The organism is Pseudomonas sp. Arb-4-2C (assembly GCF_055755015.1).
Genome location: NZ_CM146899.1, coordinates 6135161 through 6151216, shown reverse-complemented (window position 1 = coordinate 6151216; position 16056 = coordinate 6135161). Strand labels below are relative to the sequence as shown.

At 60.3% G+C, this 16056-nt stretch carries 13 protein-coding genes; 6 read left to right on the top strand and 7 right to left on the bottom strand.

Annotation, left to right across the window (positions count from 1 at the left end):
- Positions 1–263 precede the first annotated feature (263 nt).
- The 5 genes from AC0J41_RS27840 to AC0J41_RS27820 form a co-directional block, all read right to left on the bottom strand.
- Positions 264–599 (bottom strand): hypothetical protein, encoded by a 336-nt coding sequence (locus AC0J41_RS27840; protein ID WP_473014136.1) that lies wholly within the window; start codon positions 597–599, stop codon positions 264–266.
- Between the two features lie 55 nt (positions 600–654).
- Complete coding sequence (locus AC0J41_RS27835; protein WP_473014135.1) at positions 655–978, bottom strand: hypothetical protein; 324 nt, start codon at positions 976–978, stop codon at positions 655–657.
- Between the two features lie 161 nt (positions 979–1139).
- On the bottom strand, positions 1140–1466 hold the full coding sequence (locus tag AC0J41_RS27830) for a hypothetical protein (protein WP_473014134.1): 327 nt from the start codon (positions 1464–1466) through the stop codon (positions 1140–1142).
- Positions 1467–1655: 189 nt separating this feature from the next.
- Positions 1656–2999 carry an aryl-sulfate sulfotransferase gene (locus AC0J41_RS27825; protein ID WP_473014133.1) on the bottom strand — a complete coding sequence of 448 codons (1344 nt, stop codon included), beginning with the start codon at positions 2997–2999 and terminating at the stop codon, positions 1656–1658.
- A 24-nt stretch (positions 3000–3023) separates the two neighbouring features.
- Positions 3024–5384 carry a TonB-dependent receptor gene (locus AC0J41_RS27820; protein ID WP_473014132.1) on the bottom strand — a complete coding sequence of 787 codons (2361 nt, stop codon included), beginning with the start codon at positions 5382–5384 and terminating at the stop codon, positions 3024–3026.
- Between the two features lie 165 nt (positions 5385–5549).
- Here AC0J41_RS27820 and AC0J41_RS27815 point away from each other — a divergent pair, with 165 nt between their 5' ends.
- Together AC0J41_RS27815 and AC0J41_RS27810 are read left to right on the top strand one after the other, a co-directional pair.
- Positions 5550–6494 carry a LysR family transcriptional regulator gene (locus AC0J41_RS27815; RefSeq protein WP_025111027.1) on the top strand — a complete coding sequence of 315 codons (945 nt, stop codon included), beginning with the start codon at positions 5550–5552 and terminating at the stop codon, positions 6492–6494.
- A gap of 190 nt (positions 6495–6684) precedes the next feature.
- Complete coding sequence (locus AC0J41_RS27810; protein WP_473014131.1) at positions 6685–8301, top strand: alkaline phosphatase family protein; 1617 nt, start codon at positions 6685–6687, stop codon at positions 8299–8301.
- A 109-nt stretch (positions 8302–8410) separates the two neighbouring features.
- Here the strand turns inward: AC0J41_RS27810 and AC0J41_RS27805 are convergent, their stop codons facing one another.
- Positions 8411–9331, bottom strand: a complete 921-nt coding sequence (locus tag AC0J41_RS27805) for a TauD/TfdA dioxygenase family protein (RefSeq protein ID WP_473014130.1) — start codon at positions 9329–9331, stop codon at positions 8411–8413.
- A 181-nt stretch (positions 9332–9512) separates the two neighbouring features.
- Here AC0J41_RS27805 and AC0J41_RS27800 point away from each other — a divergent pair, with 181 nt between their 5' ends.
- Positions 9513–10433, top strand: a complete 921-nt coding sequence (locus AC0J41_RS27800) for a LysR family transcriptional regulator (protein ID WP_025111030.1) — start codon at positions 9513–9515, stop codon at positions 10431–10433.
- Positions 10434–10528: 95 nt separating this feature from the next.
- Here the strand turns inward: AC0J41_RS27800 and AC0J41_RS27795 are convergent, their stop codons facing one another.
- Complete coding sequence (locus AC0J41_RS27795; protein ID WP_025111031.1) at positions 10529–11542, bottom strand: ABC transporter substrate-binding protein; 1014 nt, start codon at positions 11540–11542, stop codon at positions 10529–10531.
- 402 nt (positions 11543–11944) lie between these two features.
- Between AC0J41_RS27795 and AC0J41_RS27790 the strand changes: the two genes are divergently transcribed.
- From AC0J41_RS27790 to AC0J41_RS27780, 3 genes are read left to right on the top strand one after another with little or no spacing between them, the layout of a single operon-like run.
- Positions 11945–13543, top strand: coding sequence for an ABC transporter permease (locus AC0J41_RS27790; RefSeq protein WP_473014129.1), 1599 nt, complete (start codon positions 11945–11947; stop codon positions 13541–13543).
- Complete coding sequence (locus AC0J41_RS27785; protein WP_025111033.1) at positions 13540–14355, top strand: ABC transporter ATP-binding protein; 816 nt, start codon at positions 13540–13542, stop codon at positions 14353–14355. The genes AC0J41_RS27790 and AC0J41_RS27785 overlap by 4 nt, the downstream gene beginning before the upstream one ends.
- Positions 14356–14369: 14 nt before the next feature.
- A complete protein-coding gene (locus tag AC0J41_RS27780; RefSeq protein WP_473014128.1) occupies positions 14370–15980 on the top strand; it encodes an arylsulfatase in 1611 nt (536 codons plus the stop codon).
- Positions 15981–16056: the final 76 nt, after the last annotated feature.

Here is a 16056-nt window from a genome sequence, read left to right as displayed (position 1 = left end):
TGCGGTCTCTTTTGCGAAGTACCCGACCGGCCGCCACCTGTATCCCCCGTGCGACCGGTCGTTGGGTGAATCATTGGAGCAATCACTTATCTCCGAAAGTAACTTTTATTGATGTGTTTAGACGTTTTTTGAATATAAATTCTCAGCGATCCCCGCGAGGCCACGGCCTGCAAGGGCTTGCGCCGCAACGCAAATTTACAATGCTTTTCAAGCATGAAAAATATTCGGCCAAGGCATGCGAAAACCGTTTAATCCGGGCTTTTTCAGGGTGCTTGTCGGACAAACTCAAGGCCGGTCAACGCGACCTCTCCGGCCAGGTCGGCAGCGCTGCCCATTGCCCGCAGGCGTGCATAGGACTGGTCAGGCGAGAACATCACCCACGCTTGCCCCGTACCATCGGCCATCAACGTGCTGAACGTGATGGCAACCGCGCTCGTTGAAAAACCATGCCTGAAATGAAAGTTGCCGAATGCAAGTGGGTAATCGATCCCGGACACAGACAGAGTGCCGGTGAAACTGCCGGTGCGATCATCGCCCTCGGTCAGGGTCAGGGTCGTTTCGGAAGGCTCGTGGCGATAAACGCCGTTGATCGTGGACATGTGTAGCATCCTTGCTGGGTTTAGTTTGAAGGGCGAGGCCTGAAGCAGGCGGCGCTCAGGCATTTCGAACGAAGTCACCCGGCAGACTGCTGACCGCACCGTCGTAAGTGACGTGCACGCAATGCCCTGTCAGTTCGTGGGTGCCACGGCTGGGTGAAAACAGCGTCAAGGCGAAGTAGCCATGATCCTGATGAGCCGCAATGAGCGTGACCACCGTCGGTGGCTGATAGCCGTTGAGGCTGGCATAACGGCCATCGACGATGCCGTAGTTGATGCCTTGGTGATGCAGCGTGCCGGCGAAGATTCCGGTGCGATCATCGGAGTCGACAATCGTCAGAGAGGGACCATTGTGAGTGTTGGAATAAAGTGCGTTTTGCATCTAAAGCGTCCTGATCGAATGATTAAGTTCACAGTGAGCTTAGAATCAAGCATGAGTAAACTCTGTCATCCACTGGAAGCACGACCGACATGAAAACGACTTATTTCATGTAAGAAAAAAGCCGCCCAGCTTAAATAGTTGGGCGGCTTTTTTACACAAGATTACTGTTTAATAAACTCTCCTGCCAGACCAACAACATCACCATCAAAATTATTGCGTGAACCCACCGCACGCACTTTCGAGTAATTGTGATCGGGTGAGAACAATGTCCAGGACTGATAGCCAGTGCCATCATTCAGAGCCGTGAACGTGATGATCGTAGGCTGCCCGGTGCTGTTCTGGAAATGGTAATGCCCGTAAGCGATGTCGTAGTTCACGCCGTTCTGGCTGAACTTGCCGCTGAAGGTGCCGTTGGAGTCGTTGCCATCGGTAATCGTCAGTTTGGCGCCAGCGTTAGCGTTTATATAGTTGCCATTAATGCTCGACATAACGAGATTTCCTTTATCGTTGGATAAGTGTCTTCCGATGAGAGCAAGTTTCCTCCTGGAAACTCACGACAATCAGGATGGTTCGGCATTCACTTATTGTCCACGCGACTTTTCAACGAAATTGCAATAAGCGCTGCCCAAATCACACATAACTTATTGCCATTCATTCGAGCATTAATTCCTTTTCAACTAACGACTGGCGCTTGTCTGTTGCACGGCCGATGCCGGAGCAATGACGGCGCTCTCAGAGCGCGGCGTGCCCGCCGGCACCCAGTCGTAACTCACCGGCAAGGCGCGATAGACCCAGTTGCTGATTGCATCGCTGCCTGGCGCCTTGCCCAGGTAAGGGCTGACGTATTCCCAGACGTTTTCGCCGTTGGCCGTCACCTGGAAAAACCGCCCGTTCATGCCTTCGTCAATCAGCGTATTGCCGTTGGGCAAACGTCGCGCGCTGCTGATGAACGAGCTGTAGAACGCCCACCCCGGCTGCTTCGAATTGGCGGCGCTGTACTGCCAGACGATCTGGTTTTTCTGCGGATCGATTTCCAGCACTCGCGACCCGGAAATCAGCCCGAGGGTGACGTTCGGATACCCCGCCGAACCCTGGTTGTCGAACACCAGCAGATTGCCGGCGCCGGGCAGTCCTGCCGGGATGATGTGCGCATCATGCTGACCGACAAACTGGTCCACCGGACGCGGCAGTTTTTGCGCGGTTTTCGGGTTGATCAGCGGCAGGTTCGGACCGAGGCGCCAGACCACTTTGCCGCTGTGTTTGTCGATGATCGCAATGAAGTTGGCGTTGCGCGAATCGAGCAGCAGGTTGTCCGGATTGAAGCGTTTATCGCCGGCATCGAACCACTTGTTCGGCCCGACCACACTGAGGTTGTTGATGTGCAGGTAATCCGGATTGTCACTGGCGCGCACCAGTTTCAGTTGCTCCGGGGTGAAGCCGAATTCGCTCAGGTGTTCCGAGGCCAACCATTGCCATTTCACCGCACCGTCAGGGCTGACTTCATAGATCGCATCGTCGATCACCTCGGGTACTTTGAAGCCCTTGACCTGGTGCACCTTGTTCGCCAGCACGACGGTGTTGCCGTTGCTCAAACGACGTTGATCATGATGTTGTTGCGCCGCGCCACCAGGGGCCTTGTCGCCCCACTGCCAGATAACTTTGCCGCTCCAGTCCAGCTCGCCGACGCTCTGGTTGCCCAGGCCGTTGCCGGCCGAACCGAGCTTGCCCGGATCCTTGTCGCTCAGTTGCAGCAGCACATGCCCGCGCTCGCCACCGACCAGTTGCGGGTCGATGATTGCCGACGGAAACCCCGCCTGCGGCCAGGTTTTAACCTCGTTGCCATTCATGTCGATCAGGTGCGTCTGCTTGTCGGCGCCACTGAAGATCACGTACTGATTAAACGCCTTGTTCGGGTCGTAGCGGGTAACGCCGGTCGGGTACACGCTGGGCGCGGCAAACGCCCCGCTACTGAGTACCGCGCCGGACACCAACAGCGCTAAAGCGGTTTTGCCTGGCAACATGATGCAGCTCCTTGAACGATCAAATCAGAAGTCGTAGCGACCGGTCACGCCCAGAGTGCGCGGCGTGCCGAGCAGGCCTTCGTAGCCGCCATTGCCGCCAGTCCACAGGGTCGTGTAATAGGTTTTGTCGAAGGCGTTTTTCAGCCACAGCGAGACGTCCCACTGTCCCTGATGGAAATCACCGCGCAGGCCGGTGGAGAGATTGACCACCGCGTAACTCGGGATCTGCCCGTAGTCGGAATCCTCGACCGTGCCCACTGCTTTGGAGCGGAATGCGTAGCTGCCGGTGACGTAAGGTTGCAGGCCGTTGGCCAGATTCCATTCGTATTTGCCGTTGGCATTGCCAATCCATTTCGAGGCACCGACGACCTGGTGACCGCTGAGGTCGCAAGAGGCCGGTGCACCCGGTGCCTGGCTGACTTCAGGTGGGCATGGTGCATCCTTGTACGAGAGGTAGCTGACGTCGTTGTACGAACCGTTGAAGTTCAAGGTCAGGCCGCGCAGCGGGATCACCGTGCTTTCAAACTCGACGCCGCGCGAGCGCACGGAGCCGGCGTTGGTCAGGTACTGCACACGATTGACGTCGTCGTAGGCGTTGGTCTGGTAAGCGTTGACCTGGGTCCAGAACAGGTTGGCGTTAAGCTGCAGACGGCGGTCCCACAGGGTGCTCTTGAAGCCGAGTTCGGCGTTGTTGGCGCGCTCGGTGCCGATCAGCAGCGAGTCGGCGCCGGCAGTTGGCGCAGACCCCACGGCAAGGTTCACCCCGCCGGATTTTTCACCGTGGGACAGGGTGGCGTAACCGAGCAGATCATCGGTGATGCGATAGCTGAGGTTGAGCAACCCGGACGGGCTGGAGCTGTACTGATTGAGATCGCCGGAATCGTAGGCACCGGCACGGCCGCGTCGTGCGGTGGCCGCTGCGCCGCTGACAGCAGCGCCACCGACGGGTGCATCGCGGGTGACCCAGGCGTTCTTCTCTTCATAGGTGCCGCGCACCCCGGCGGTAAAATCCAGACGCTCGGTAAGGTGCCAGGTGCCTTGGGCAAACAGCGCGAAACTGTCAGTCTTGATGTGGCCGTTGCCGACGCTGCCGACATTGGCCAGAGCACCGCGCGGCGTGCCATTCCAGATGTCGGCCTGCGGCCCGTAATAGGCGAAGGATTTGTTGTCCAGATCCGAGCCGAAGTAGTACGCGCCGACCACATAATCGAAGAACTCGCCCTTGGGCGAAGCGAGGCGAAATTCCTGCGAGTACTGTTTGTCTTCCACCGAGACACCGGCGTTATAGGTCGCCGCGACGTTGAGGCCATCGTCGTTGGCCGGGGTGAAATTCCAGAAGCGGTAGGAGCTGATCGAGGTCAGGGTGAAGTCGCTGGGCAACGTCCAGTTGGCTTCTACCGACGTGCCGCCCTGATGCACGGTGACGTGCTGGTCGTTGTCCAGATTGACCTTGCGGTGCGAACCGTTGACCAGCGTCGCACCGGCGGCGTTGGCCCGCGATTGATAGAGGTTGACGCCGTTGATGGTCGGCCCGGTGTTGTACAGCACGCGGGTACCGGCGCTGGAATCCTCTTCGTTGTAGTCACCGATCCAGCGCAGATTGAAATCTTCGTTGGGCTTGAACAGCAACTGCGCACGGAAACCGTCGCGCGATCCGCCATTCAGATCATGGCCGTTGTACTCGTTCTTGATGTCGCCGTCGCTGCGGGTGCGATAGGCCGAAAAGCGTCCGGCCAACTGATCGTTGAGCGGCCCGGAAATCGTGCCCTTGGTCTGGAAATAGCCATCCTCGCCGACCGAGGTTTCGATGCTGCGTTCCGGCGTGAATGTCGGCGCGCGGGTGCTGATGTTGATCACCCCGGCGGTGGTGTTCTTGCCGAACAGCGTGCCCTGCGGCCCGCGCAGGACTTCGAGCTGTTCGATGTCCATCAGGTCGAACACCGCCATTCCCGGGCGACCCAGATACACGTTGTCGATGTACAGGCCGACGCTGCCTTCCAGCCCGTCACTGGCCGGGTTGTTGCCCAAGCCGCGAATCGACACGCTGGACTGGCGGGCGTGCATGTAGGCGACGTTGACGCTGGGCACCAGCTGCTGCAAATCCTGAATCCGGTAGACCCGCTGCGTCTCCAGGGTCTGGCCACTGACCACGCTCATCGGCGTCGGCACGTCTTGCGAACTTTCTTCGCGACGGCGGGTGGTGACCGTCACGGTTTCCAGTTGCGAACTGTTGGCCGCCGGCTTGCCGGCCGGCGCCGATGGCGAAGTTTCAGCGTCGGCGGCGTAGCTGTATGTCCAGCTGGCGCTGCCCGCCAGCAACAAGGCCAGAGGCAGGCGTTTGAGCCGTCGTGGCGTTAAGGGTGACGCAAGGTTCAACGGACTCATGGCGCGGCTCCTGGTCAAAAAACACACAGACATCTTCAGCGCTGCATATTCTTTTCAGTTATTTATTTATGGATTTACAAATATTTACTGCATAAGAGATTGCCTTTATAAGGAGTCGACCTAATGCATATCCAATGCATTTCCCGGATATTTTTTATGTGAAAAATGCATATCGACTTGCGCCAGTTACGACACTTCATCGCCCTCGCCGAACAACGCAGCTTCGTCGCTGGCGCGCAGGCGGTGAACCTGTCGCAATCGGCGTTCAGCCGCAGTATTCAGGCACTGGAGCACAGCGTCGGCTGCCAGTTGGTCGATCGCGGGCGCAAGGATTTGCCGCCAACGAAACAAGGCCAGGTGCTGCTCGAACATGCACGGCGACTGGTCAGCGGTGCGCAGCAAATGGCCAACGAGATCAATCAGTTCAATGGCCTGGAGGCCGGTGAGCTGCGCTTCGGTTGCGGCCCGGCGCCAGCGGCCGGATTGATCCCGCGAGCGATCGGCGCGTTCATCGGGCGTTATCCGAAGGCGCGGGTGCAGTTTCAGGTCGATGACTGGCAGAGCCTGAGCAAACGCCTGCTCAACGAGGAGTTCGAATTCTTTGTCGCCGACACCCGGTACTTCGAGGCCGATCCGGATTACCTGACCTATCGATTACGTCCGCGCAAATGGCATTTCTGTTGTCGTGCCGGGCATCCGCTGGCCACTTGTGAACGGGTCACGGCCGAGCAACTGATGAGTTATCCACTGGCGGTGAGCATCCGTCCGCCGAACCTGCGCAAGGTCATCGTCGATCTCAGCGGCCGCCCGGACTTCACGCCCAATGTGGAATGCGAAAACAGTTCCAGCCTGCTCAGCGTTGTTTTGCGTTCGGACGCGATCGGGATCGTTGGCGCGTACTCCGATGCTCTGCATCAGGCCAAAGGTGAGTTGGTGTGCTTGAAGATCGAGGGCCTGGCGGATGATCTGGAGGAGCTGTACACCCGTTATGGGATTGTCAGCCGCGCGGGGTATCGGTTGTCGCCGCTGGCGGAGGCGATGATTGAGCAGATCAAGGCGATTGATGCGGTGGATGATGAGGTGTGTTCGCTGGAGAATTTTGCCGTCTGAGCGACCGCCTTCGCGAGCAAGCCCGCTCCCACATCTGGATGTGCGTACGCCTGTGGGAGCGGGCTTGCTCGCGAAGGCGTCGTCACAGACACCGATGCATCCACTGCATAAAACCCATTCCCAAAATGCACTTGCCGAACACCCCGCCGAAAGCGAAAACCCTCGCCTGTCTCTCTGACCGGTGAACCCCATGTCCAACCCGCCAAACCCCGTGCGCAACGTGCTGTACATCATGTGCGATCAACTGCGCCGCGATTACCTGTCCTGCTACGGCCACCCGCATCTGCACACGCCGAACATCGATCGCCTGGCCGCCGCCGGCGTGCGCTTCAGCCGTGCCTACACCCAAGGCACGATCTGCGGGCCATCGCGAATGTCGGCCTACACCGGGCGCTATGTCAGCAGCCACCAAGTGGCGTGGAACGCCGTGCCGTTACCGCTGGAAGAACTGACGATCGGCGACTACCTGCGCCCCCACGGCATCCGCACCGCGCTGGTCGGCAAGACCCACGCCACGGCCAATGTCGACGCGCTGCAGCGGCTGGCGATCAACCCGGACAGCGCGCAGGCCGAGGTGCTCAACGAGGTCGGCTTCGAACCGTACTTTCGCCACGACGGGATCTTCCCCGACGACCCGCTGTTCGACGCCAAACGCGAATCCGCGCCCTACACCCATTACCTGCGCGAGCAGGGCTTCGACGGGCGCAACCCCTGGCACGACTGGGCCAACGCCGCCGAAGGCGAGAACGGCGAAATCCTCAGCGGCTGGCAGATGCGTCATGCGCATTTGCCAGCGCGAATTCCCGAGCAATTTTCAGAGACTGTCTACACTACAAATCGAGCCATCGACTTCATCGGTGAGCAAGGTGACAAATCCTGGTGTTTGCACCTGTCCTACATCAAACCGCACTGGCCCTACATCGTACCGGCGCCATACCACACCTTGTACAGTACGAAATCGATTCTCGAACCGGTCCGCGCGACGCCCTCCGAAGCCAGCAAACACCCCGTATACACGGCGTTTCGCCAGCATGAGGAAAGTCTCAACTTCTCCCGTGACTCAGTACGATTGAACGTAATCCCCACCTACATGGGCCTGATCAAGCAAGTGGATGATCAGCTCGGGCGGCTGTTCGATTTTCTGCAGAGCAACGGCCGCTGGGAGGACACGCTGATCGTGTTCACCAGCGATCACGGCGACTTTCTCGGTGATCACTGGCTGGGCGAGAAGGAGTTTTTGCTGGAGCAGGCGGTGGGCGTGCCGCTGATCGTGCGCGATCCTCGCGCGGCGGCAGACATCACTCGGGGCACGGTGGATGAGCGCCTGGCGGAAACCATCGACGCGTTGCCGACGTTTCTGCAGGCATTGGGTTTGCCAAAGGCCGAACATCGACTGGAAGGGCGCTCGCTGATCCCGCTGTTGCACGGCGAAAATCCTGAATGGCGCCGCTATGCAATCAGCGAATACGACTACGCCTTTCAAGCCCCGGCACGTGAGCGACTCGGCCAGCCGATCGACCGTTGCCGCATGACCATGGTGCGCAGCGAACGCTGGAAATACCTGGCGTACGACGGCTTCCGGCCACAGTTGTTTGACCTGCTGAATGATCCGCAGGAGCTGCGTGATTTGGGCGAAGATCCGGCGTATGCGGTGGTGCGCGAGGAGCATGCGGGGTATTTGTTTGAATGGGTGCGTGGGTTGAAGCGGCGCACCACGATCAGTCATCAGGAGATTGATTTGCGCGGGCAGCGGTTTCGATATGGAGAGCCGGAGAGCGAGAAGGTGGTACAGATCGGTGTCTGGTGATTAAAAGCTTCGCGAGCAAGCCCGCTCCCACAGGGTTATGTGTCGTTCACATCCATTGCGTTCCACACATTTCCACTGTGGGAGCGGGCTAGCTCGCGAAGAGGCCCGATCAGACGCCGACGAGCTCGGCACCTTTGATCGTTTGACTGCGCTGCCCCGAAGCCCCAACCGGCACTTCACCCTTGAGCGTCACCCGCCGCACGATGCGATCCTGGGTGCCGTAATCATCAATCGCGTAATGCTGGGTCGAACGGTTATCCCAGATCGCCACGTCACCGGCCTTCCAGCGCCAGCGCACGGTGTTTTCCTGACGAATCACGTGGCTCTGCAACAACGCGAACAGGTGCGCCGAATCAGCCTGCGAGTAACCCTTGATGCGTTTGACGAAATGCCCCAGCAGCAAGCTTTTTTCGCCACTGATCGGATGCACACGCACCACCGGATGCTCGGTCTCGTAGACGGTCGAGGTGAAGATTTTGCGATAGCGCTCGAGCTTCTCCGCCGACACGTCCGGCTTGGCACCGGCGTAGTCGTATTCGTTACTGTGCACAGCAACCAGTTTGTCCGCCAGTTCACGCAGCTCGCTTGGCAGTTCGCTGTAAGCGGTCGCAGTGTTGGCCCACAGGGTGTCGCCACCGAAGGCCGGGGCGACCACCGAGCGCAGGATCGAGGCTTTCGGGTAGGCGTCGACGAACGTCACGTCGGTGTGCCAGGAGTTGGCGCGCTGGCCCTCGGCACCGTCCAGTTCCAGCAGATAACGCGTGCCCTCACGCACCGGCACAGTTGGATGCGCCACAGGTTCGCCGAGCAGATGGGCGAAGGCTTCCTGGCGCTGATCGTCGAGTTGGGTCTGCTCGCGGAAGAACACGACCTTGTACTGGATCAACGCCTGCTGAATGGCTTCGACCGTAGCGGCGTCCAGCTCACCGGACAGGTGCACGCCACGAATCTCGGCGCCGATACGACCGGCCACCGGATGGATTTCCAGCGCGTGGACAGCGGGTTTTACAGCGAGTGCGGCATTGCTCATGGGTAGACCCTCATCGACTGCTTGCGGTTGGGCGGCAGCGAAACATCGCTCTATCTATATTCCATTTACATCTAATAGATATTCACATGCTTCGTTGACGGAATAAGAGCTTGCATTTAAAACCTCAAGCAACCCTCGTCGCAAATGCCTTCGAGCTATTTTTAGGATGCCGAAAAAGCATATGGATCTTCGCCAGTTGCGTTACTTCATCGCCCTCAACGAACACCGCAGTTTTGTCCGTGCGGCGGACGCGATGGGCATCACCCAACCGGCGTTCAGCCGTAGCATTCAGGGGCTGGAGCAGGAGTTCGGTTGCGTGCTGGTGGATCGCGGCAACAAGGATCTGCGCCCCACGCCCGAGGGCCAGGTGGTACTGCAACACGCCCTGAGCCTGGTGCAGGGCGCCGCGCTGCTCAGTGCCGAGGTGACGCAGATGACCAAGCTCGATGCCGGTGAACTGCACTTCGGTTGCGGCCCGGCGCCGGCGGTGAAGTTGGTACCGGATGCAGTCGCGCAATTCATCAATGCACACCCGAAAGTGCGCACCTGTTTTCAGGTGGATAACTGGGAAAAACTCAGCCGCGCGCTGAGCCGCGAGGAAATCGAATTCTTCATCGCCGACATCCGCCATTTCGAGGCCGACCCAAACTTCCAGACCCAGGCCCTGACGCCCAAGCGCGGGGTATTTTTCTGCCGCCCGGGGCATCCGTTGCTGGCCAAGGAAAGTCTGTCGACCAACGACATGTTCGATTACCCGCTGGCGACCACGCTGATCCCGCCGGGCATCCGCAAACTGCTGGCGAACCTCAGTGGCAGGATCGATTTTTCGCCGACCATCGAGACCGAGCATTTCCCGGCACTGGTGAAAGTGGTGCTGCAATCGAATGCGATTGGCGTGGGCACGGAAGAGGCGTTCGTCGAGGACATTGCCCAGGGTTCGCTGGCGCTGCTGCACTGGCGCAACCTGCCGCAGAATCTGGAGAGCATGAATGCACGCTGCGGGATTGTCAGTCGCACCGGATTCAGGCTGTCGCCGGCGGCGCGGGCGATGATCGAGACGTTGGTGGCGGTGGATAAGCAGGAGGTCAGCGTCGCGGTTTAGGACCCTTTCGCGAGCAAGCCCGCTCCCACAGTTGGAATGCATTTCCAGGTGGGAGCGGGCTTGCTCGCGAAGAGGCCCGACCAGACGACGGAGATTCAGAGCTTGGCCGCCGCCAACTCAGGCGCCACCCAATCGCTGACCTTGAACGGCTTGCGAATCAGCTTCTGCTGCGCCGCCAAGTCCACCGAGTCCTGCAATTTGCCGAGGAACACCGGGTCCAGCGTCGACGGGAACACTTCGCTGAGTTTCTGATCCTGCAGATCCTGCGACAGGATCACCGGTGGATAACTTGCCAGCCCCGACACTAGTTGCACATAGGCCTCCTTGTTGCTGTCCTGGGTCAACCACTCCACCGCCTGCTGCTGCGCCTTGAGCAGTTTCGCCACGACTTCCGGATGCCCGTCGACAAACTTGCCGGCCCCCACCAGCACCGACTGCACGCTGCCGGCGCCGCCCAGGTCTTTGGTGTTCAGTGGCAATTCCGCCAGCCCCTTGGCTTGCAGCGCCGTCAGCCCTGAACTGCCCCACGACGCGTCGATCTGTTTGGCCGCCAGTGCCGCGACCGCGCCGCTGAAGTCGAGGTTGATCACCTTCAAGTCCTTCTCGCTCAAACCCTGGCTGGCCAGTGCCGCGTCAAACGACAACTGCGTGGCGGTGCCACGGAAGATCGCCACGCGCTTGCCCTTGAGATCCTGCAAGGTCTTGATCCCCGAACCCGGCACCACGCCCAGATACTGCTTCACCCCGCGCGCACTGGCGCTGAGCAGACGCGTATCGAGACCGTTGGACTTGCCGATGATCGCCGCCAGATCGCCCAGATACGCCAGATCGACCTGCCCGTTGGCGAACGCCTCATTGATCACCGGCCCGGCACCCTTGAAGAAACTCCACTGAATCTTGATGCCCTGATCGGCAAAGGCCTTTTCGAAGATCTGCCGATCGCGCAGCACGTCCACCACGCCGCCACCGCTGTGCTGGGTGCCGGCGCTCAAGTCGGGCACGGCGATCCTGATTTCCTTGAGTTCGTCGGCGTGCGCGGTAAAGGCCAGCAGCCCCGCCAGCGCCGGGATGGTCAACAGGCTGAAGACACGTTTGAAGGGAAGGTTCATGGGTGCGGCTCCTTGATCACGACGGGCGTTGAGGAGCCGAAAGTAGGCCGAAGCAGGACCTTCGCTTAAATACTATAAATGCACATTTTTATATCTTTTTACGCTAAGCGAGCAAAAACGCGGCTTGCAGCGGCCTATGCATTAACAGCATCGAAAATATTCTTCGAATGCATTGGATGCGCATCGCGCTGGAGGCCTTAAATGGTCTTGCTTATCTCTTAATAGAATTGATTTGAATTTTATTAGACCAATTTTGCATACACCGCTAACCCGCTGCGGGAGCAGGCTTGCTCGCGAAGAGACCGTGTCATCCACCATCACTGGCGCCTGACACTCCACCTTCGTGAGCTAGCCCACACCCGCACAGCGGTCAGCCATGCAACCCGACAACGGAGGTCACCCATGGCCCGTGATTCCCTGCTCAGCCTGTCGCTGCCTGCGCCGCCGCTCAAACGTTGGCGGGCGTGGCCACGTCTCAACCAGCGTCTGTTGCCCTGGCTGCTGCCGATCAGCCTGTTCGCCCTGTGGTGGCTGGCGGCGCGCAATCAATGGATGAGCGAACAGATCCTGCCGGCGCCATCACTGGTGTGGAACAGCGCCATCGAGCTGTCCCAGGGCGAGTTGTGGAGTCATCTGTGGATCAGCCTGCAACGCCTGCTCTGGGGTTTGCTGGCAGGCATATCCACTGGGGCAGTTCTGGGTGCCGCGCTGGGTTTCAGCCGGCGCCTCGAACGGCTGGTCTTTCCGACGTTCGCCGGTCTGGCACAGGTGCCGACGCTGGCGTGGATTCCGCTGTTCATGGTGTTTTTCGGTATCGGCGAAGTGCTGAAACTGGTGGTGCTGATCAAAGCCATCGTGGTCCCGGTGACCCTGCACACACTGGTCGGCGTCCGTGATGCACAACCGAAACTGCGCGAAGCCGCCGCCGTCTTGCGCCTGCCTCCATACCTGCTGATCCGCCGTCTGGTGCTGCCCGCCGCGCTGCCGGCGTTCATGGCCGGCGTGCGCCTGGCACTGGCCGCTGGCTGGACTTCATTGCTGGCGGTGGAGCTGCTGGCGTCCAGCGAAGGCATCGGCTACCTGATGGTCTGGGCGCGGCAACTGTTCATGCTCGACATCGTGTTCGTGTGCATCGTAGTCATCGGCCTGCTCGGCGTGGCGATGGATCGCGGCATCGGCTTGCTCGACCGCAAACTGGTGCACTGGCCGCACCCGGCCACCGCAGAAATCCGCCGCGGCCCGCGCTATGAAGGCTGGCAACGTCTGCAACCGTGGCTGTTGCCGCTGGGCCTGATTGGCGTGTGGCAAGTGGCGAGCGATCAGCAATGGATCGACGCGAACATTCTGGTCAGCCCGGTGGCAGTGCTGGAAACGACTAAAAACGGCCTGCTCGACGGCACGTTGATCAGCGGCATGGCCTTGAGCCTCGGCCGCACCGTCGGTGGATTGTTGTTGGGTGGCGGGCTCGGTTTCGCCCTCGGCCTGCTGCTGGGCCTGTCGCGCACCAGCGAACGGTTGCTCGGCCCGACACTCGCCGCCCTGCGGCAGATTGCGATTTTTGCCTGGGTGCCGCTGCTTACCGCGTGGTTCGGTCTCGGTGAACTGGCGAAGTGGATATTCGTCGCCCTCGCCGCGTTCTTCCCGCTGTTCATCGCCACCCAACGCAGCGTCGCCAACCTCTCGCCACAACTCAACGAAGCCGCGCAGGTGCTACGCCTGAACCTCGGTCAGCGCTTGCGCCGACTGGTGTTGCCGGGGGCGGCGCCGGGAATTTTCGCCGGGCTGCGCCTGAGCCTGATCTACGCCTGGCTCGGCACCATCGGCGCCGAATATTTCATGCCGTCCAACGGCGGCATCGGCAGCCAGATGATCGGCGCCCAACAGCTGCTGCGCATGGACCTGATCATGGCCGGAATGCTCCTGGTCGGGCTGACCGGCGCCCTGCTCAACCTTGTTGGCCAACGCCTGGAAATTCGCGCCACCCGCTGGAGACACGCATGAACGCACCGATTGTCAGCTTCACCCACGTAGGCAAATCCTTCGACGTCGACGGTTTCGAACTGGAGGCGATTCGCGAATTCAACCTGGACATCGCCGAGGGCGAATTCGTCGCCATTGTCGGCTCCAGCGGTTGCGGCAAATCCACCTTGCTGCGTTTGCTGGTGGGCCTCGACACGCAGTTTCGCGGGCAGATCACGGTGGATGGCAAAGCCGTCAGCGGCATTGGCGGCGAACGCGGCATCGTGTTTCAGGAACACCGTTTGTTTCCGTGGTTGACCGTGGCCGACAACATCGGCCTGGGCCTGGTCAACGAGCCACTGGCTGCCGCCGAAAAGCAGCGGCGCATCAACGATTTCATCGAGCTGGTCGGCCTGCGTGACTTCACCCGCGCCTATCCACACCAGCTCTCTGGCGGCATGGCGCAGCGCGTGGCGATTGCTCGCGGGCTGGTCGCCAGCCCAAGGATCCTGTTGCTCGACGAACCCTTCGGCGCGCTCGACGCACTGACCCGCCAGCAGATGCAGGACGAGCTGCTGGCGATTCGTGCCCGGGCGAAAATCACCACGATTCTGGTCACCCACGACGTCGAGGAAGCGATCTTTCTGGCCGACCGCGTGGTGGTGATGGAGCCGCGTCCGGGACGGATCAAGCAAGTGGTCGAGATTGCCCTGCCGCATCCGCGCCAGCGCAGCAGTTTCGACTTCCATCAGCTGCGCGAAGAGCTGCTGCACGAGCTGACCAGTGACGACCATTACCAACCGAGCGTACCGGTGCAGATCCGCGATCTGCCGCTGTCGTTCATTGCCTGTTGAGAGGAGCTTTATCGATGCCGCAACGTCCCAATTTTCTGGTGATCCTGGCCGACGATCTCGGCTTCTCCGACCTCGGTGCCTTCGGCGGCGAAATCGCCACGCCGAACCTTGATGCCCTGGCCAGCAACGGCCTGCGATTGACCGATTTCCACACCGCGCCAACCTGTTCGCCAACTCGCTCGATGCTGTTGACCGGCACCGATCACCACATCGCCGGCATCGGCACCATGGCGGAAACCCTGACCCCGGAGCTGATCGGCAAACCGGGTTACGAGGGCTACTTGAACGACCGCGTTGTCGCCCTGCCCGAGCTGCTGCGCGAGGCCGGTTACCAGACGTTGATGAGCGGCAAATGGCACTTGGGCTTGAAGGCTGAACAGGCGCCGCAGGCCCGTGGTTTCGAGCGCTCGTTCTCGCTGCTGCCGGGAGCGGCCAACCACTACGGTTTCGAGCCGACTTACGATGAGCACACCCCGGGCCTGCTGAAATCGACCCCGGCGCTGTACATCGAAGACGACACATTCCTCGACGAATTACCCAAGGACTTTTACTCGTCGGACGCCTTCGGCGACAAGCTGCTGCAGTACCTCAAGGAGCGTGATCAGAGCCGGCCGTTCTTCGCCTATTTGCCCTTCTCCGCACCGCACTGGCCGTTGCAGGCGCCGGCCGATATCGTCGAGAAATACCGTGGCCGCTACGACTCAGGTCCCGAGGTGCTGCGCCTGGAACGCCTGGAAAAACTCAAAACCCTCGGGCTGATCGAGCCCGACGTCGAACCGCACCCGCTGATCCAGCTGAGCGCGCAATGGGATGCGCTGAGCGCTGAGCAAAAACAGATTTCCGCACGGGCGATGGAGGTCTACGCAGCAATGGTCGAGCGCATGGACTGGAACATCGGCCGGGTGGTCGATTACCTGCGCCAGCAAGGGCAACTGGACAACACCTTCATTCTGTTCATGTCCGACAACGGAGCCGAAGGCGCGCTGCTGGAAGCCTTCCCCAAGTTCGGCCCGGAGTTGATGACCTATCTGAACCAGCACTACGACAACAGCCTGGACAACATCGGCCGGGCCAATTCCTACGTCTGGTACGGACCAAACTGGGCACAGGTGGCCACCGCGCCGTCACGGCTGTTCAAGGCCTTTACCACCGAGGGCGGGATTCGTGTGCCGGCGCTGCTGCACTACCCGCAACTGCCAATCAAAGGGCAGATCAGCCACGGCTTCGGCACGGTGATGGACATCACTCCGACCATCCTCGACCTGGCCGGCGTACGCCACCCGGGCAAGCAATGGCACGGCAAACCGGTGGCGCCGTTACGCGGCAAATCGTGGCTGGGCTTTTTGTCCGGCGAGACGGCGCAGGTGCATGACGAGCACACCGTCACCGGTTGGGAATTGTTTGGACGGCGGGCGATTCGGCAAGGGTCGTGGAAAGCGGTGTGGATCCCCGGGCCGGTGGGGCCGGCGACCTGGCAGCTTTATGATCTGGCGAGTGATCCGGGGGAGATTCATGATCTGGCGTTGAGTCAGCCGGATCGGCTCAGCAGCTTGATCGGACATTGGCAGCAGTATGTGGAGGAGACCGGGGTGATTCTCAGTGCTTCGCCATTTCAACCGGATTGAGGTTGCCTGATCTGACGCCTTCGCGAGCAAGCCCGCTCCCACAGTTGGAACGCGTTCCCCTGTGGGAGGAGACCGG